A 17,937-nucleotide genomic window follows, 5' to 3' on the forward strand; every position below is an offset into this window, starting at 1 on the left:
TGAGCGGCCGGTTGAGCGGTCGGTTGTGCGGTCGGTTGTGCGGTCGGTTGTGCGGTCGGTTGTGCGGTCGGTTGTGCGGCCGATTGAGCGCAATGAGCGGCGCCGTTCGTCACGCACTGATCGTCACGCGCCGCACGAAAGCGGCCGCATGGTCGAGCGCGCGGTTCGATTCCGGGATGAACGGCGCGAACACCGGCCAGGCGTGCGGCATCTTTGTCCACACTTCACACTCGCAGTCGACGCCCGCGGCGTGCGCGCTATTGGCAACGCGTCGCGAGTCGTCGAGCAAGACCTCCGTGCTGCCCACCATGATGAGGAGCGGCGGCAAGCCGTGCAGGTCCGCGTAGACCGGTGAAGCGTAGGGATCGGTAGCCGGCGTGTCGCCGAGATAGATCTGCGCGGCCCGCGCGATCGAGGCGCCGCAGAACATTGGATCGACGCTATCGTTCTCGCGAATGCTCACGCCAGCGACGGCCAGGTCGGTCCATGGCGAAAACAGCAGGCCGCCGGCGGGCAGCGGGTCGCCGGCGTCGCGCAGCGCGATCAGCGTGGCGAGCGCAAGGCCACCGCCTGCTGAATCGCCCGCGATCACGATCGACCCGGGCGCAGTGCCAAGCGCGATCAACCGACGATAGGCCGCGGTTGCATCATCGAGCGCAGCCGGGTAGCGATGCTCGGGCGCAAGCCGGTAGTCGAGGGAAAAGGCCCGCGCGGCGGCGCGCGTTGCCAGTCCGAACACGATCGACCGATGCGTACGTGGTGAGCAGAAGTAGTAGCCGCCGCCGTGGCAATACAACACGGTCGGGCCGGCGTCAGTGGCCGGCGAGGTGTCGATACGCTCGAGCCATTCGCCGCGCAGCGGTGCATCGTGCGCCTCATACGCTTCACGCAGACGCCAGTCGCGCGGCACAGGCGGCGACCAGACGCGCTTCGCGGTGAGCGCACGGGCGCGCTCGACATCGATGCCCGGCTTGAGAGTTTCCGGTCGAAACCGCCTGCGCAGATACCAGCATGCGAGTGCACTCTGCCAGCTCATCGGGACGCGCTCCTTCGATCATGTCCCGTCATGGTACGTGCGTTCGACGCTGCGCCGGTGGACCGCGGCTTCTAAAGCCTGGCGCGGCCGGGTCTACCGGGTGAGGCCTGGACGCTGTCTAGTTGGCCGGCAGAACCTGCCCGCGAATCTCGCCCATTGGGTTCTGTGCGGTGTGCACGTTGAAGTACCACTGCCCCGCCATCAGGTCCGTGACCTGCTGCTCGGTGAGCGCCGCCGATCCTTTGATCGGACTCGCGAGCGCGCTCTTGCCGATCGGCACCTGGACATTGGCGTTCTGGCCGACGGGCGCCGGACCGTGGAAATGCGCAGCCGTGACCGGGCCGCTCAAGCCTTCATAGGTGATGGTCCACTGCAGGGCTTTGGTTGACGTATCGAAGGTCGCGTTCAACATGCCATGCCCATGGCTTACGCGCGGCGGCACTTCGCTCGACGGCTGGAGATCCGCCTTCAGCGCCACCGTATCCGCAAGGGCAACGCCCGACGTCAGTGCCCACAGCATCGCAGCCAGGTTCAATTTTCGCAGCGTCATCATGGTCTTCTCCGGACTTTAACGCACCGCCGCACCCGACAGTTCGGCCATACGCGGCGCCACCACATACTAGTGCAAATCCCGCGGGCGCGTTTGCGCGTACGGCCGCATTCAAACCGACGTCGATGTCGCTATCGACAACGATTCGGGCGAGGCGTTGGATTGTGGTTGTCCGTGGTTGCCTATCATGATCCCGATGCACGAATGCGTTCGCGACGTGGCACACGAAACGCACGCATCGACGATATCCGTGTTCCGGCTTCGCTATCGACCGCCCCGCTCCCTCGACGCTTTGATCGATTTACCCAAACAGTTAATTGTGCATTTTGAAGTAAATCGATTGCAGTCTCCTGGTTATGCTTCCGCCTGCGAGAAGTGACTCCTTCATCGAGGGATGTCTCCAAATCTTTAACGCGGCTTCGGCCGCGTTTTTTTCGTCTTTTTTCGTCCGTTTGCTAGTGAGTCACGCACGTGCCTGCACTTTTGTTCACGTGCCTGCACTCGCTTGCACGTGCTCTTACGAGCGCCACTGCGTGATGCAGGCAAGACGGGCACGGCACAGACAACGAACACAGACACCGCGCACGCGGCACGCCGAGCGCTTACGCGAGCAACGCCGCCTGCTGCTCGATGCGGTCCAGCATCGCGTTGCACTTGCCGATCAACGCCAGGCCATCACTGCGCACGCCCTCCGGACTCTTGCCCGCAACGTTGCGGCGATATTCATCGAGCGCGTTGGCGAGCGGCGGATATTGCAGCACGCTTGCCGCCCCTTCCACACGATGCAGCCACTCACGCACACGCGCAATCTCGACGTCCTCGACGTCTTCGAGTAGCGGCAACAACGACTGGATATCTTCACGCACCGACGAAACAAACGAGCTGAGCAAGACCTTCACGGTCGATTCGCTGCCCCATAGTTGCGTCATGTGCGTGATGTCGATCGACATGAACGGCTGCTCGCCGTCCTGCCCCGTCGGATCGACCATCTCCGGCGCGCTCGCCGTTTCCACAGGGGCCGACTGCGACGCGCTGTCGGTGCCGAACCAGCGGCTCAGATAGTCGCGCAGCGTCGCGAGCCGCGTTGGCTTCACCAGGCTGTCGTCCATACCGGCGTCGCGACATAGATTCAGATCGTCGGGCGCGGTGTTCGCCGTGATGCCCAGAATCGGCAAACGATGCGTGCCGCCACGCTCAGCTTCGCGGATGCGTCGCGTGAGTTCATAGCCGGACAGGTTCGGCATGTGGCAATCCGTGATCAGACAGCCATAGCGGGTGCGCTCGAGCGCGGCCAGCGCCTCTACGCCATCACTCGCAACGTCGCACGCGAAGCCGAGCAACGCGAGTTGATGGCGGATCAACTCCTGATTGACGGGATGATCTTCCGCGACAAGGATCAGCCGGCCGCTGGCGATGGCCTGTTCGCGGTCCGGCGGCGCGACGCCCTCAGGCGTATGCGGCAGGCCGGCTGCGGGCGGCGCCACCGCCGGCAGTCCGGTCATCACGGCGGCGCAGGCGGCGCTCAAACCGCGCCACGAAATCGGATTGACACTCACGCGCACCTGGTCGTCGAAAATGCGATAGCCCGTCGGCATCGGCGTTTCGGTCAGGTAGATGATGTGCGTGCGCGGGCCGACGCTCGCCGGCAGTTGCACGCCCTCGGTCACGAACAGTAGATCCACGTTCGCCAGCACGGCGCGATCGGCCAGTTCGGCGGCGTCCGGCGCGACGCGGCGCAATTCGAGTCCGAGCGCCTCGCCAAAGTGCATCAGCGCACGGCCGACCCGCTGGTCGCCGGTCGCGACAATCCCGCGCTTGCCGCGCAAGCCGCTGACGTAATAGCACTGCGCCTCGACCGGCATGGAGAGCCGCACGACGATGCAGGTGCCGCAGCCGGGTTCGCTGCGCAGCGTGAGCGTGCCGTTCATCAGGTCGATCAGCTTGCTGCAGATCGTCAGCCCCAGACCGGTGCCACCGAAGCGCCGCGTGGTCGACGATTCAGCCTGCACGAACGGTTCGAACAAACTGGCCTGCACTTCCGGCGCGATGCCGATGCCGGTGTCCGCGACACTCATTTCGAGCGTCTGGCCCGCACTGCTTTGATCGACGACCGATACCTCCACGCCGACCTCGCCCTTTGGCGTGAACTTGATCGCATTGCCGAGCAGGTTGAACAGGATCTGCCGCAAGCGCACGCTGTCGCCACGCAGCATGGCGGCGGTTGGCGGCGCGATATCCACGCGCACTTTCAGCCCTTTTTCATGAGCGCGGCCCGCGAGCAGGCCGACGGCGTTATCCACCAGCTCGCGGATGTCGAGGGGTTCGGCTTCGAGTGTCAACCGCCCCGCTTCGATTTTCGAATAGTCGAGCAAGTCGTCGAGTATCTGCAGCAGCGCGCCTGCCGACTCATGGATCATGCTCAGCATTTCACCCTGATCCGTATTGAGCGGCGTGCGCTCCAGCACTTCGACGAGCCCCAGCACGCCATTCATCGGCGTGCGGATTTCATGGCTCATCATCGCGAAGAAGTCGTCTTTCGCACGTGAGGCCGCCTCGGCCAAATCGCGCGCTCGCGCAAGTTCCTCGGAGCGGGCGCGCTCCACGCTGGCATCCACCCAGTAGCCGCTCCAGACGACGCCGCCATCCGCTTCACGGCGTGGCACCAGCTCGGCACGCACCCACTTGAGCTGCTGCCTGCTTTTGAGGCGGAACTCCATATGCACCGGCGTTGCGCTACGCGCCGAGCGTTCCAGTTCGGCCTGCACGAACGGCCGGTCCTGATCGGCCACGCGACTGAAATCGACCTGGGCGCGATGGCTCAGCGACACGTCCATTTCGCCTAGCAGGTGGCGCGTATCGCCGCCGATATAGGGAAACGAATACGCACCGCCCGCCGTGCGGCGCAACTGAAACACCACGGCCGGCAACGAGCGCGTCACCTCGAAGAGGCGCAGCTCGGTTTCACGTGCGAGCATCTCGGCGCGCCGGATATTGGTGATATCGACCATGGTTCCGACGAGGCAAAAGGGTTGCCCGTCGCTGCCGTGACACACACTGGTCCAGAACAGCCCGTGCCGCATATCGCCCGTGCTGCTCGCGAACTGCAATTCCACTTCGGCGATCCGGCCGTTTTGCAGTATTCCGCGCGTCATCTCGTCGAGCACGCGGCTGTTCGCCTCGCCCCATGCCTGCACGTCCATCGTCGTGCGTCCGAGGATGGCCTTGCGGTTCGTGCCGCACGCTTCTTCATAAGCCCGGTTGACCGCGATGTAACGCCCCTCCAGGTCCTGGGCCATCAGCGCATAGGGGACCGTCCTCATCATGGTTTCCTGGAAGTTCAGCTGCAACGCGAGTTCACGCTCGGTTTTCTTGCGCAGCCTGACTTCCCGTTGCAACAGCAGATAGGCCCGCAGCGTGACCAGCAACACGACGCCGACGCCGATCAGCACCGGCAGCAAACGCACCGCGCTCATCCTCCCTAGCCCCTCGTCCGGTACCGTGCCGGTCACCCACTTTTGCCGGATGCGGCGCTTCTCCGACGCCGGCATCGCCAGCAACGCGCGGTCGATCAAGCCGACGAGCGGGCGCAGGTCCGAGCGCACAGCGAAATCGAGCGAGTCGGATTCGCCTAGCGTGCCGAGAATCTTCAGTACACCGCCGTAGCGGCGCTTCAACTGGTAGTCGACGGCAGCCACGTTGCCCACCAGCACGTCCGCCTCGTTGTTTGCGACCATTTTCAGCGCATCGACGAGGCTAGGCGCGACGACGATACGGTCCGGCGCTATCGCGTCGAACACATGCGGCACCGAACCGGCGACATGCGCCGGGATCACGATGCGGCGTAACGTGAATTCGTCGAACGAGCGCGCGACCGGTTCGCCGCTGCGCCCGACGATCGCCAATGGGTAGCTTTCATAAGCACGGCTATGTTCGGCGTTCTTCAACGTCGGACCATTGTTGGACGCCGTGGAGAGCATGGCCAGTTCGCCGCGCTGGAAAGCTTCCACGGCGGCGGGCCAGTCGGGCAGGCGCGCCCGGTTGAACACGATGCCAAGCGTGCGGCTCAGATACGCCAGATAGTCGGCGGTAAGGCCGGCAGGACGGCCGGACTCGTCGACATAGCTGAACGGCGGCCAGTTGTCGTCAAACCCGATCTGCAACGGCGGTAATGTACGAAGCCAGGCTTTCTCTTCCGGCGTCAGCTCGAGGGGACGCGCGGCCGCCGGTTCCGCGTTGAAGTTGCCGGACAGCCAGCGCACGCGAATCGCCGCGCTTTCGGCCGGATTCATCGACGCGAGCGCGCGATCGAGTTGATCGCGCAGCGCGTGCCCGTTGCGGGGTACGCCAAAGCGGAGATCAGCGGTCTTGCCGGCTTCCTCGAACGCGACATGCAGACCACGAAATTCCTCGGTGGCCAGTTCGTAGCGGACGGTCGGCGTAAATCCCAGATAGGCATCGGCTTCGCCGCGGACCACCGCGGACAATGCCGCACGCGTGCTGGCGAACGCATTGATCTCGGCGCGTGGCAAGCTCTCGCGAATCGGGCGCTCGAGTGCGAAGCCGCGCTCGATGGCAATGCGCGCTCCGGTGAGATCGGCGCGGCTCGCGTACCTGACGCCATCCCGGCGCGCGACGACCGATGTGGAAGAGTGGAAATACGGCGCCGTGAAATTGACACAGTGCTCGCGCTCGGGCGTGCGGGCGAGGCTCGTCAACACATCGACATCGCCGGTGCATGCTGCGGCAAGAAGGTGCGGCATGTCGGCAAACGTCCTCGCTTCGATGACGACGCTCGGCCCGACGAGCGCGCGCAGATAGTCGCCGCTTACCCCCGTGAGCCGGCCGTCCTGCAGCACGTCGAAGGGCGGCCAGCCGCCCACGAGCACGCCGACGGTCAACTTTGCGGGAAACGCGAGAGCCGCTGGCGGGCGCGCACCGCTGCGTGGGGGTTCGGCGATGGACGGTTCGGCGGCGCAGGCTGTCTGCGCGGCCACCCATAGCAGCAATGCAAGCGCGCAGAGCGACATGTGCCACCGCACACGCGTCACTGCGATGCGCTGGCGAAGATGCACGCTGAGCGAGACGAACCGCACCGGGAAGCGCTCACGCGACATCGCCCTGGCCGTCGGCCAACGTGCCAGCCCGAGGATCGGCGTGGCGATCCAGAAACGAAGACAGCACGCCGGCAACGACCCCGCCCGACAGCGGCGCGGCCCAGAACACCCACAGCTGATCCAGCGCCCAGTTGCCGACGAACAGCGCCTGAGCGGTGGAGCGGGCGGGATTGATCGAACCGTTGGTGATCGGGATCGACACCAGATACACGAGCATCAGACAGGCGCCGACGATCAGCGGTGCGATCGTCACGATCTTTTTTCGACCGACGATCAACAGACAGACCATGACGAACGCGAACGACAGCACGAACTCGACGACCAGCGCCGAATGCAGTTGGTAGTCGGCGGGAGAGTGGGCGCCGAAACCATTCGCGGCGAATTCGCTCGCGCTCAGATCGAAGCCGGGACGCCCGCTTGCCACATAGACGAGGAGCGCCGCGGCAGCGATCGCACCGACGATCTGGGCAGCGATGTAGGGCAACAGGTCGCCCACCGGAAAGCGCTGCGCGACCGTGAAACCAACAGTAACCGCGGGATTGAAATGCGCGCCGGAGGTGCCGCCGAACGCATAGCTCGCCGTGACGAAAGCAAGGCCGAACGACAACGCCACTTCCAGCCCGCCGTATCCCTGCAGCACTATGCTGGTGTCGAGCACGGTACTGCCACATCCCACGAATACCAGCCACGCCGTTCCCATTGCCTCGACCCACAACCGCTTACCTAGCGCGACCATTCCCGCTCCCATTTTTCCTTGTACGAGGCAGAACGCACTGCGCGATCGCACCAAGACATCTGCCCTGAATTGTTCGGCCCGTCATGCTAAGGATGACGAAATACTGCTCGCCGTCAGACGAACGCGTAATGGAGCCTCAGTCAATTCGGAATTATGAAATGGGAGCCTCGCCACACCAATCAGAAAATTCTTAAATTATTGATTTTCCAGAAAATTATCCAAATGGGAGCATCTATATTCGAACGTTAAGCATGGTCAGGCCAAGCCGATTTTCCTTGCGTAATCGATCAAATCGGCTTCCGTTTCAAGCCCGAGCTTGCGCATCGCGCTGCGCTTCTGCGTGCTGATGGTCTTGGCGCTGCGCTGCAGACGTTGCGCGATCTCATGTACGGCCAGACCTTGCACGTAAAGCTGGAAGACTTCCCACTCGCGTGCGCTCAACGCCGAGGCCTGAAACTGCGAAGTCGGGTCCACTGCGTCCAATGCGACGCGCACCTGGTCCGAAAGATGAACGCGGCCGGTGCAAACAGTCACGATCGCATCGATCAAGGTTGCGGCGGCCTCGCGTTTGTCGACGATCCCGGTCACACCGATGTTGCGCAGGCCGGACAGCATATGGCCATGGCAGACCATCGTGAGCACGACCACGTACGGATGCGACCTGCGTCGTAACAGGCGGCGCAGGAACGGCACCGCGTTACTGCCGCCGTCGATCCCCGGCATACCGACATCCGAGACGACGACATCGCACGCGTGGGCGTCGAGCAGTTCGGCGAGGCCATGGGTGTCGGCCGCCTCGCCGACGATTTCCATGTTGGTTCTCTCTTGCAGCAGGTGCCTGACGCCGGCACGAACGCATTCGTGATCGTCGGCGACGATGACGCGGATCTTGTGTGTCATTTGTTGTTGTCGTGTCGATTGGCGCATCCCGCACGCAAGGTGCTTCCCCGGGCTATGCCAATAGTCGTGCTAATCGTCGCGCGGCTGCGCGATACGTCACCGGCTTGTGGACGGCCTATGAACTGCTTGCGAACGACCCGTCAGCGGCCTGTCACGCGCTCAGGCAATCACGCCGTGCTCGGCGGCAAAGCGGAACAGTTCCGCGTCGCCGCGCAGCGAGAGCTTGCGCATTGCCGTGCATTTCTGCGCGCTGATCGTCTTGACGCTGCGTCCCAGGCGCACGGCGATCTCGCTCACATTGAAGCCGCACGCATATTGGGTGAACACTTCGAGTTCGCGGCGCGACAACGTGCTGCGCACAAAATCGAGCCGCTGGGCGCGCGTCGCGTCGGCGAGCAGCGTGCGCACCGCTGGCCCGACATAGCATTCGCGCGCAAGCGCCGTGACCACCGCCACGTGAATCAGATCGATCCGGTCGCGCTTGCTCAACAGTCCGTCGACACCGAGCGAGATGACTTTTTGCAGCGCCGTCGCTTCGGTTTCCATCGTGAGGACGACGAGTGCGAGATCGGGATAGCGCGTCTTGAACTGCTTGAGGACATCCAGGCCGCTGCCGTCGAAGCCGCCCGGCATGTAGAGGTCCATCAGCACCAGATCGCACGGACAGCGATCGAGCTCCATGAAGAGTTCGGTGGCGTCGGCGGCGCGCCCTACCACCTGCATGTTCGGATAGCTGCCGATCAGGTTTTCGATCGCCAGCAGAACCAGTGGATGGTCGTCCGCGATGATCGCTCGAACCGGTGTGCTCATCTGCCCGCTGTCGTTCATCGTTTCGCGTCCCTCCCTATATTGACGTCCTGCCGCGCTCGGCCCGAGCACGACGATTGAATGTGTCTTCGAAGATAAACACAGGATTGCAGCCAAATAATTCAATGCAATCGACGACTGATTGATCGCCAGGTATGCGACCAGCGACGTAGCGCTCGCGGCCTCACCGACGATCATGACGCCGGCATGCGTTGCCAGCATCGCCCTGAAGCCGGGCAGGACAAACGGGTGATCGTCCGCCAGAATGATTCGAAGATGCACCGGGTTTCGTCTCGTTCGATGTGGGGATGATCAGCTCACATGCAGCAAGCATGTGGCCCACGCTACGCGCGTTCCGCCGCGTTGCCTCGCGACGGACCAACGTGCCAAGGAAGCCATAAGATCATCGCGACAACGCACCGAAAATCGGAGCGTTCCGAAACCCGTAAAAAACTGATAGACCATTGCGGTTCTATCAAACGATAAAAATGCGACTACCCGATGCGAATATTTCCGGCATTCGCATTCCGCTTATTTCTGGACAGGAGATCAATGCCATAACGTCCCGGCCAAACCAGCGACGAAGCTGGAGCGCGTCCGCTCGCCCCAACTCGCGCCGCCAGTTTGCGCCATGCGATCAGGTGGCGTCGCAGGCGCGCGCCGCGCGCACGTCGTCCTTCGGCGCCGTGCGCGGGAACTCCGGCAACGCGGCCAGTGCGCAGGCGCTGGCGACCGCCCACACCATCGGCCACGAACCTACCGACAACAGCGGCGCAATCGCGAGCGGCGTCAGGAAGAGCGTGAGAAAGACGCAGGTATTGCCGAGCGCCAGTGCGGTGCCCGCGCGGCTCGTTCCGGCCAGCGTGGCGAGTTCCGTGAACGCGACGCCGTGCCATGCCGATGCGCTCACGCCACCCAGCACGATCATCAGCGCGAACACCACCGTGAGCGCCGCGTGATGCATACCAGCAAGCCCGGTCAGCAGGGCCAGCAGCGCAAACAACACCGCGGTCAGCAGGCTGCAGGCGCGCATGTAGGCCCGGCGATTGCCGCGCCGGTCGGTCCAGCCGCCGCTCCAGACGCGTGCGATCGCAGCGCCCGTCTGCACCGCGGCCATCGTCACGCTGATCGCCAGCACGCCGGCGCGGCTGAAGTCATGCAGGAACACGGTGCCGAACGTGACGACCGCGAGTTGCGGCACGCACAACGCGCCGGCGCCGAGCGCGACGCGCCAGATGCCGCTATCGCGCAGTGGCGAGACCCGCGCCGGGGTGCCGCTCGCCGCAGGTGTGGTGCGAGCCGGCCGCGCGTCGTCCGGGTCGACGTGCGACGGTTCGTGCAGCCAGCGCCATGCGAACAGCGCCGTGATCGCGCACGCGAGCGCCAGCACGGCATAGGCGCTGGCAAAGCCGGATCTCGACGCGAGCACCGGCAGCGCCAACGCGCCGAGGCCGCCGCCCGCAGGCATCGCGGTCTGCCGGATGCTCATCGCGAGGCCGCGCTCGCCTTCGCGAAACCACGCCATCACCGCGCGGCCGCTCGACCCATTGACGCTGCCGCCGAGCAGGCCAACCAGCAACAGGCCGAGCGCGAGCGTCATCACGCTGGGCACATGAGCGCGGGTCGGCACCACGAACAACGCGAGACCCGCCAGGGCCGCAGCGGTCGAGAGCAAGCCGAGCAGCAACACCCGGCGGTCGCCCCAACGGTCGGTCAGCAGACCCCACGGCAACTCGCTCACCGCGATGCCGAGGCCAAGCATGCCAAGCACCAGCCCCAGACCATGATTGTCGAGGTGATAGCCCGAGCGCAAAAAGACCGCGGTGGTCGGAATACCCGAAAACGCCGCCGAAAAGCTCGCGTTCGCGGCGAACCCGACGCCCAGCACCTTCCACCGATGATTCGCCGCGCGCCTGCCCGCGCCGCGCACCGGGATGCCTGATCCATATTCCATCACAGCCTCCGCAAGGAATCTGGCGGTATCCTACGGCTGGGCCTTCCATCGGAAAAGCCGGAAATTCAGATGACTTCCATCGGGTTTTACGAATCATGAGCCAACGCGGATTTGACCTCACGCAGCTGCGGACTTTCGTCGCCGTCGCCGAATCGGGCAGCGTATCGGCGGGCGCGGAGCGCGTTTTCCTGTCGCAATCGTCGGTGAGCGAGCAGTTGAAGAAGCTCGAGGAGCGCGCCGGCCAGCCGCTCTTCGTGCGCAGCAAGCAGGGCGTGAGTGCCACGCCCGCCGGCAGCCGCCTGCTCGACCACGCGCGGCGCATCCTCGCGATGAGCGAAGCAGCGTTCGAAGATCTACAAGGCCGCTCGCTCGACGGCGAACTGCGCATCGCCATCACCGACTACTACCGTCCGCACGACATCGCCCGCATTCTGAAAACGTTTTGCGAACAGCATCCGCGCCTGAAGCTGCACGTCACCGTGCTGCCCAGCTCCATGATCGACAGCAAGGCCGATGACGACACGTCGTTCGACATCGGTCTCTCGTTGCGGCTCGTCACGGGGCAGCCGCGCGCCGCCAGCAAGCGCAGCGGCGCAGCGAGCACGGTGGTGCGGCGCGAGAAGCTGCTATGGGTGTGCGCCGCCGATGCCGCGCCGCGACCGGCCGCGCCGTACCAACTGGTATTGCTGCCATCGAGTTGCCAACTGCAGCGTTTCGTCGTGAAGCTGCTCGACGAGCACAAGGTGCCGTATTTGATCTCGCATTCGGCGTCGGGCGTGGCGGGCTTGCAATTGGCGCTAAAGGCCGGACTCGGCATTTCCTGCCTGAACGAGTCATCGATCGGTGGCGGGGTGGTGGCGTGTGCGACGGGCATCGGACTGCCCGCTTTGCCCGCCGTCGAGTTTCATCTGCTGCCGGGCCGGCTCGGCGAAAGCGAACACGTGAGCAATGCGCGTAACGCCTTGATGCGACTGTTCGCCTGAGGGCGGCCCTGCATCCTGCGATTTCACACGCGGGCTGATCCATATCAAATGTCCGTGCCATCGCTTATTGAAAGCCCTTTGCTCGCCGCCTATGATTATCGGATGTGTGGAGTGCCCGTTCTTTTGCTTGCTATTGACGCGTCGGTTGGATTCCTGCAACCTGCTACACACTGCTGAACGGCATCAAGCGTCATTGCCCGCAGCCCGAAAGCCGCCGCCCATTGGCGCATTCCGCACAGATCATTGTTCTAGCCAGGCAATTGCATCGCTGCAGCGAATCAACACTTCGCCATCTTCAATAAATCCGTTTCGAATTGCTGTAAGGAAGTCGTCGTAGGGAAAACACCGGCAGACACGCAATGCGTCGTCCGTCGGATTCGCGAATGAATTCATCAGCGAAAGCGTGACAAACAATCGAGAAAAAGAACGTTCCCCCAACGAGGCCCGGCGTGCATCGTAGAACTATCGGATCTTCAGTTCTGTTTGCTTTTTGCGTCGTCTGGAGTAGCGCGACGTTCGCGGCCACCGAGGCGTCCGGTGCGGCGCCGTCGGCGATGGACGAACGCGTGCGCGCCTGCACCTCGTGTCACGGTGTGCAGGGCCAGGGGCTAAGGAACGACTACTTTCCGCGTATCGCCGGCAAACCGGCCGACTATCTGTTCAATCAGCTGACCGCGTTTCGTGACGGCGGCCGCACCTATCCGCCGATGGGTTATCTGCTCGCCTTTCTGCCCGACGACTATCTGCGCCAGATCAGCGCGTACTTCGCCGCGCTACAACCGCCCTACCCCGAAGCCGATCAACGCGCCATCTCGCCCGCGGTGCTCGCCGCCGGCGAGCGGCTCGTCATGCACGGCGACCCGGCGCGCAAGATACCGGCGTGCATCGCGTGCCATGGGGCGAGTATGACCGGCACCCAGCCGGGCATCCCCGGTCTGCTTGGACTGCATGCGAGCTATATCGCCGGGCAGATGGGCACGTGGCGCTCGGGCACGCGTCGCGCGCCCGCACCGGACTGCATGCATACGATCGCAGTCAAGCTAAGCGACCATGACATCACTGCCGTATCGAGCTGGCTCGCGCGCCAACCGCGTCCGGCCGATCCGCGGCCCGCACCGGCATCCGCGCAGCGGCTGCCTCTAGCATGCGGGAGCCAACCGCAATGAAGCCGATACTGCGCCCCTCTGTTGTCGTGCATTCGCTGAGTGACGGTTTGCAGTCCGCCACGCGACGTGTTGCACGTGCCATAGAACACGCCATGGCGCGACGCCGTCGCGCGAGCGCGGCGCTCGTCTACCGCGTGCTGACCGCCGGCCTCGTCGCGGCCGGCGGTGCCACGCTGCTGCATGCGCTCGATGCGCCGCTGATCGCCGCAGTCCACGCTGCCGGCACCACGCCGGCCGCACCAGCCGCCACGACCACCACCGCCCCCGGCAACACCGGCACCCACGCGGACATCGTCAAGCGCGGCGAATACCTTGCACGCGCCGGCGACTGCATCGCCTGTCACACCGCGCCGCGCGGCAAGCTGTTCGCGGGCGGTCTTGCAATGGAAACGCCGTTCGGCACGCTGTATTCGCCGAACATCACGCCGGACGCGCAATACGGCATCGGCTCATGGAGCGAGGAAGCGTTCTTCAAGATGATGCGTACCGGCAAAAAACCGGACGGCTCGCTAATCTACCCCGCCATGCCGATCGCCCAGTACACCAAGGTCACGCGCGAGGACTCGGACGCGATTTTCGCGTTCCTGCGAACCGTCGAACCGGTACGCCAACCAAATCGCAAACACACGCTACGCTTCCCGTTCAACCAGCGCGACCTGCTGTACGGGTGGCGCACGCTGTATTTCCGCGAGGGCGAGTTCAAGCCCGACCCGACCCGCTCGGTCGAATGGAATCGCGGCGCGTATCTGGTCGAAGGGCTCGGGCACTGCACGCTGTGCCACACCCGGATCAACATGCTCGGCGGTTCGTCGCCGCGCGAGCAGTTCGCCGGCGGTCTGATTCCCGTGGAGAACTGGTACGCGCCGTCGTTGACGTCCGACAAGGACGGCGGGCTTGGCGACTGGAGCATCGAGGACATCGTCGATCTGCTGCAGGCGGGCATCTCCAAGCGCGGCGCTGTCTACGGTCCGATGGCCGAAGTCACCTATCACAGCCTGCAGTATCTGACGGACGAAGACATCCGGGCGATCGGCGTCTATCTGAAGTCACTGCCCGACGTTCAAGGCCGCAAGACCGGGCCGAGCGCGCCGACCAACACCAGCGCGTTCGCGCTCGGCAAGCGGATCTATGCCGACAAATGCGCGCTATGCCACGGTGCCAATGGCGAAGGACAGTTGCCGCATTACCCGCCGCTCGCGGGTAACCAGTCGATCGAAATGGACTCGTCGGTCAATCCGATCCGCATCGTGCTGAACGGCGGCTTCCCGCCGGGCACGATGCGCAATCCGGAGCCGTACGGTATGCCGCCGTTCGGCCAGGAACTGAACGACATCGAAGCGGCTGCGGTCGTCACGTTTATCCGCACCGCGTGGGGCAACCACGGCCTGCCGGTGACCCCGGGCGAGGTCAGCGAGTTACGCCGCGCACCGTTGCATTGAGCGGCCGCACTGGAGAACCATCTGGATGGAAGCGTACGACACCCACAGCGCGGCCCCGCCAACCGATGACGAAGTGGAACGCGTCGTCGCCGCCGGTCCACAAGGCGCAATTGCTCTCGCCGGCGTCGCCGCGGTGATCGTGACGGCGATCTGGTTCGCCTTCTACTTTTTTGCGTTTCTGCCGCGCGGCATTATTCACTGATCATGTCGACCGATTCCAATCATCAACCGGGTAGTGGCCACGCGGTCGCGTTACGCGCCGAGCGCCGCTGGGCGATTTTCGCGGTCGCGCTGATCGTGCTGATGCTGGCCGTGATCGTGTTTTCCGGCCTGCATTGGGCGATGATGCCGCCGTCGCGCGTGGAGACGATCGACCCCGCGCGCCTGCAACTCTCCGGCGAATTCGTCGAAGACAATCTGGGCAGCGCGGTGCAGCCGGACGGCTCGGTGATCGTGCGTTTCGTCGCGCAGCAGTATTCGTTCACGCCGCAATGTCTGCTGGTGCCCGCCGACACGCCGATCACGATTCGCACCACCAGCGCCGACGTCGTGCACGGCCTGCTCGTCACCGACACCAACATCAACACGATGGTCGTGCCCGGCTACGTCGCCACGCTGAACACGCATTTCGACAGCCCCGCCGATCACACCATGCCATGCCATGAGTTCTGTGGCTTCGGCCATCAGACCATGTGGGCGCACGTGAAGGTAATCGACAAAGCGGCCTTCTTCGAACAGGCCCGACAATCACGGAGGCTGAGCTGTGTTTCACGCTAAGCGACTCGTTCTCGCACATTTCTGGCTGGCTTTCATTGGGTTCCTGGTCGCGCTGTTGCTCGGCGGCTGGCAGATGCTGGTGCGCAGCCCGTTCATGCCATGGATCGGCGACCCCGAGCTGTACTACCGCTCGGTGACGGCGCATGGCACGGTGATGGCCTACGTGATGCCGACGCTGGTGGCGATGGGCTTCGGCTACGCGATCGTCGAGCTGGCGCTCGCACAGCGCCTCGTCGGCCTCAAGTGGGCATGGGCTGCGTTCATCATCCTGCTGGTGGGCGCGGTGATGGCGATGGTGCCGGTCGCACGCGGCAATGCCTCGGTGCTCTACACCTTCTATCCGCCGATGATCGGCAGTCCGTTCTATTACCTCGGCGTCGTGCTGGTGGTGGTCGGCTCGTGGATCTGGGTCGCGCTGATGGACATCAACCTGCGCATCTGGAAGCGCGCGAATCCCGGCAAGGCGGTGCCGCTCGCGATGTTCGCCAACGTGGCGGGCGCGTATCTGTGGGCATGGACCGCCGTCGGCGCGGCGCTCGAGATCCTGTTCCAGATCCTGCCGGTCGCCTTCGGTCTCACCAGTACGATCGACGCCGGTCTCGCACGCGTCCTGTTTTCGTGGACGCTGCACGCAATCGTCTACTTCTGGCTGTTCCCGGCGTACATCGCGTTCTATACGCTGGTGCCGCGAGCGATCGGCGGGCGGCTCTACAGCGATTCGATGGCGCGCGTGTCGTTCATCCTGTTCCTCGTGTTCGCGATGCCGATCGGCATCCACCATCTGTTCGTCGATCCGCAAGTCGGCTCCGGCTTCAAGTTCCTGCATGCCGTGTTCACCGGCATGGTATCGGTGCCGACACTGCTGACCGTGTTCACGATTTGCGCGTCGGTGGAAATCGCCGGCCGGCTGCGCGGCGGCAAGGGCGCATTCGGCTGGCTCACCGCGTTGCCGTGGCGCAACCCGATGATGCTGGTGATCGCGTTCTCGTTCGTGATGTTGGGCTTCGGCGGCGCGGGCGGTCTGATCAATATGAGCTATCAGTTGAACTCGACGGTGCACAACACGCAGTGGATAACCGGCCACTTCCATCTGATTTTCGGCGGCGCAATCGTCATCATGTACTTCGCGATCGCGTACGAACTGTGGCCGCAACTGACCGGCCGCGCGATCATCTCGGCGAAGCTGGTGCGCACGCAATTGTGGCTGTGGTTCATCGGCATGATGGTGGTGACGCTGCCGTGGCACTACGTCGGCCTGCTCGGCGCGCCGCGCCGCATGGCCTATTACGACTACACGATGTCGGGCATGCAGTCGCAGGCGTTGTGGGTCGGCGTATCGGCGGTGGGCGGATTGATCCTCGTGGTGTCCGGTGTGCTGTTCGTCTACATCCTCGCGAAGTCCCAATTCGGGCCGGTGATCCAGCCGCAGACGTTCCGCTTCGCGAGCCCGGCGCACCCCGTGGAACGTGTGCCCGCTGCGCTCAATAGCTTTGGCCTGTGGGTGGCGTTGATGATCGGACTCACGGTCATCAACTACAGTGTGCCGATCGTGCAGTTGCTCAGACTGCCGCAGACGTCGGTGCCGGCAGTCGTCATCGGAGCGCAGCGATGAATGAGGAACGCGTCTTCAGCTTGCGCAATCCGTGGTTCACATGGAGCGTGGGCGGCACGATCGCGATCGCCATCGTGGGGATACTGATCGGCTTCATCTGGTTGCCCTCGGCTAGCAGCGCGTTCGGCGACCTCGGCTTATGGGCGAAGATCTGCGGCGCGGCCGGCACGCCGTCGAGCTGGTACAGCGGCAACAATGCCGTCAGCCCGGTGCCGAGCGAGGTGGTCGTGTTGCCGCCGTCGGGACGGGTGCACGCCGATGCGGATTCGATCGGCCGTGGCGCGACGCTCGCGACGCAACACTGCTCGATGTGCCACGGCGTACTCGGCACAGTGCAGGTCACGGCGCCCGCGTTGGCCGGGCAATACGCCGATGTCATCTATAAAGAACTGCGTGACTACCAGACTGGGCAACGGCCAAGCGCGGTGATGCAGCCGATCATCGCGCCGCGCAGCGATCAGGATCTGCGCGATCTGGCGGCCTACTACGCATCGCTGACGCGAGCGCCCGCAGCGGAACCGCTGCCCGCCGGCGAGGGACCGGATGCGACCGCGGTGAAGCTGGCGATGCAGGGCGATCCACAGCGCAACATCCCGCCGTGCGCGGCCTGCCATGGACAGCTCGATCGCAAAGGCGCGGCACCGTGGCTGGGCGGACAGTCTTCGATTTATCTCGCGGCGCAGATGCGTGCATTTGCTTCCGGCGCGCGGCACAACGACATCAATGAGCAGATGCGCATCGTGGCCCGGCAGATGACGCCGGAAGAGATAGATAGCATAGCCAAGTATTATTCGGCCATGCGGTAGGAGTCTGATGGCGTACGCGGCGCGGTCGTCCCGAAGACGGAAGACCTGAGACCTGAG

General features: G+C 64.2%; 14 protein-coding genes. 7 read left to right on the forward strand and 7 right to left on the reverse strand.

The features are described 5' to 3' along the window. Positions 1-109: 109 nt before the first annotated feature. From BN2475_RS03005 to BN2475_RS03035, 7 genes are all read right to left on the reverse strand, one after another. Positions 110-1,036, reverse strand: coding sequence for an alpha/beta hydrolase (locus BN2475_RS03005; protein ID WP_094778093.1), 927 nt, complete (start codon positions 1,034-1,036; stop codon positions 110-112). Positions 1,037-1,154: 118 nt separating this feature from the next. Next, positions 1,155-1,589 carry a CHRD domain-containing protein gene (locus tag BN2475_RS03010; RefSeq protein ID WP_094778094.1) on the reverse strand — a complete coding sequence of 145 codons (435 nt, stop codon included), beginning with the start codon at positions 1,587-1,589 and terminating at the stop codon, positions 1,155-1,157. A 599-nt stretch (positions 1,590-2,188) separates the two neighbouring features. Continuing rightward, positions 2,189-6,613, reverse strand: coding sequence for an ATP-binding protein (locus BN2475_RS03015; protein WP_174641860.1), 4,425 nt, complete (start codon positions 6,611-6,613; stop codon positions 2,189-2,191). 76 nt (positions 6,614-6,689) lie between these two features. Further along, complete coding sequence (gene aqpZ, locus BN2475_RS03020; RefSeq protein ID WP_094778095.1) at positions 6,690-7,436, reverse strand: aquaporin Z; 747 nt, start codon at positions 7,434-7,436, stop codon at positions 6,690-6,692. A 255-nt stretch (positions 7,437-7,691) separates the two neighbouring features. Continuing rightward, positions 7,692-8,336, reverse strand: coding sequence for a response regulator (locus tag BN2475_RS03025; RefSeq protein WP_094778096.1), 645 nt, complete (start codon positions 8,334-8,336; stop codon positions 7,692-7,694). 159 nt (positions 8,337-8,495) lie between these two features. Further along, positions 8,496-9,164 (reverse strand): response regulator, encoded by a 669-nt coding sequence (locus BN2475_RS03030; RefSeq protein ID WP_094778123.1) that lies wholly within the window; start codon positions 9,162-9,164, stop codon positions 8,496-8,498. Positions 9,165-9,780: 616 nt separating this feature from the next. Then, entirely contained in the window at positions 9,781-11,097 is a 1,317-nt protein-coding gene (locus BN2475_RS03035; RefSeq protein ID WP_094778097.1) for an MFS transporter, read from the reverse strand. 95 nt (positions 11,098-11,192) lie between these two features. Between BN2475_RS03035 and BN2475_RS03040 the strand changes: the two genes are divergently transcribed. The 7 genes from BN2475_RS03040 (at position 11,193) to BN2475_RS03065 (ending at position 17,880) form a co-directional block, all read left to right on the forward strand. Further along, positions 11,193-12,080, forward strand: coding sequence for a LysR family transcriptional regulator (locus tag BN2475_RS03040; protein ID WP_094778098.1), 888 nt, complete (start codon positions 11,193-11,195; stop codon positions 12,078-12,080). 449 nt (positions 12,081-12,529) lie between these two features. After that, the gene (locus BN2475_RS03045; protein ID WP_094778099.1) at positions 12,530-13,246 is read left to right on the forward strand and encodes a c-type cytochrome; all 717 of its coding nucleotides are present in this window, start codon (positions 12,530-12,532) and stop codon (positions 13,244-13,246) included. Between the two features lie 92 nt (positions 13,247-13,338). Then, complete coding sequence (locus BN2475_RS03050) at positions 13,339-14,685, forward strand: c-type cytochrome (protein WP_174641856.1); 1,347 nt, start codon at positions 13,339-13,341, stop codon at positions 14,683-14,685. A gap of 25 nt (positions 14,686-14,710) precedes the next feature. After that, a complete protein-coding gene (locus BN2475_RS34570; RefSeq protein ID WP_162844454.1) occupies positions 14,711-14,887 on the forward strand; it encodes a hypothetical protein in 177 nt (58 codons plus the stop codon). A gap of 2 nt (positions 14,888-14,889) precedes the next feature. Next, positions 14,890-15,462, forward strand: a complete 573-nt coding sequence (locus BN2475_RS03055; protein WP_094778100.1) for a cupredoxin domain-containing protein — start codon at positions 14,890-14,892, stop codon at positions 15,460-15,462. Then, complete coding sequence (locus BN2475_RS03060) at positions 15,449-17,074, forward strand: b(o/a)3-type cytochrome-c oxidase subunit 1 (RefSeq protein WP_094778101.1); 1,626 nt, start codon at positions 15,449-15,451, stop codon at positions 17,072-17,074. Before BN2475_RS03055 ends, BN2475_RS03060 begins: the two co-directional genes overlap by 14 nt. Then, positions 17,071-17,880, forward strand: a complete 810-nt coding sequence (locus BN2475_RS03065; protein ID WP_094778102.1) for a c-type cytochrome — start codon at positions 17,071-17,073, stop codon at positions 17,878-17,880. The genes BN2475_RS03060 and BN2475_RS03065 overlap by 4 nt, the downstream gene beginning before the upstream one ends. Positions 17,881-17,937 lie beyond the last annotated feature (57 nt).

Source organism: Paraburkholderia ribeironis (assembly GCF_900019265.1).
Taxonomy (GTDB): domain Bacteria; phylum Pseudomonadota; class Gammaproteobacteria; order Burkholderiales; family Burkholderiaceae; genus Paraburkholderia; species Paraburkholderia ribeironis.

Bases quoted from the DNA above. Each gene is read 5' to 3' on its own strand.
- BN2475_RS03005 (WP_094778093.1), bottom strand. From the start codon at position 1,036: ATGAGCTGGCAGAGTGCACTCGCATGCTGGTATCTGCGCAGGCGGTTT.
- BN2475_RS03010 (WP_094778094.1), bottom strand. From the start codon at position 1,589: ATGATGACGCTGCGAAAATTGAACCTGGCTGCGATGCTGTGGGCACTG.
- BN2475_RS03015 (WP_174641860.1), bottom strand. From the start codon at position 6,613: ATGTCGCTCTGCGCGCTTGCATTGCTGCTATGGGTGGCCGCGCAGACA.
- aqpZ (WP_094778095.1), bottom strand. From the start codon at position 7,436: ATGGTCGCGCTAGGTAAGCGGTTGTGGGTCGAGGCAATGGGAACGGCG.
- BN2475_RS03025 (WP_094778096.1), bottom strand. From the start codon at position 8,336: ATGACACACAAGATCCGCGTCATCGTCGCCGACGATCACGAATGCGTT.
- BN2475_RS03030 (WP_094778123.1), bottom strand. From the start codon at position 9,164: ATGAACGACAGCGGGCAGATGAGCACACCGGTTCGAGCGATCATCGCG.
- BN2475_RS03035 (WP_094778097.1), bottom strand. From the start codon at position 11,097: ATGGAATATGGATCAGGCATCCCGGTGCGCGGCGCGGGCAGGCGCGCG.
- BN2475_RS03040 (WP_094778098.1), top strand. From the start codon at position 11,193: ATGAGCCAACGCGGATTTGACCTCACGCAGCTGCGGACTTTCGTCGCC.
- BN2475_RS03050 (WP_174641856.1), top strand. From the start codon at position 13,339: ATGGCGCGACGCCGTCGCGCGAGCGCGGCGCTCGTCTACCGCGTGCTG.
- BN2475_RS34570 (WP_162844454.1), top strand. From the start codon at position 14,711: ATGGAAGCGTACGACACCCACAGCGCGGCCCCGCCAACCGATGACGAA.
- BN2475_RS03055 (WP_094778100.1), top strand. From the start codon at position 14,890: ATGTCGACCGATTCCAATCATCAACCGGGTAGTGGCCACGCGGTCGCG.
- BN2475_RS03065 (WP_094778102.1), top strand. From the start codon at position 17,071: ATGAATGAGGAACGCGTCTTCAGCTTGCGCAATCCGTGGTTCACATGG.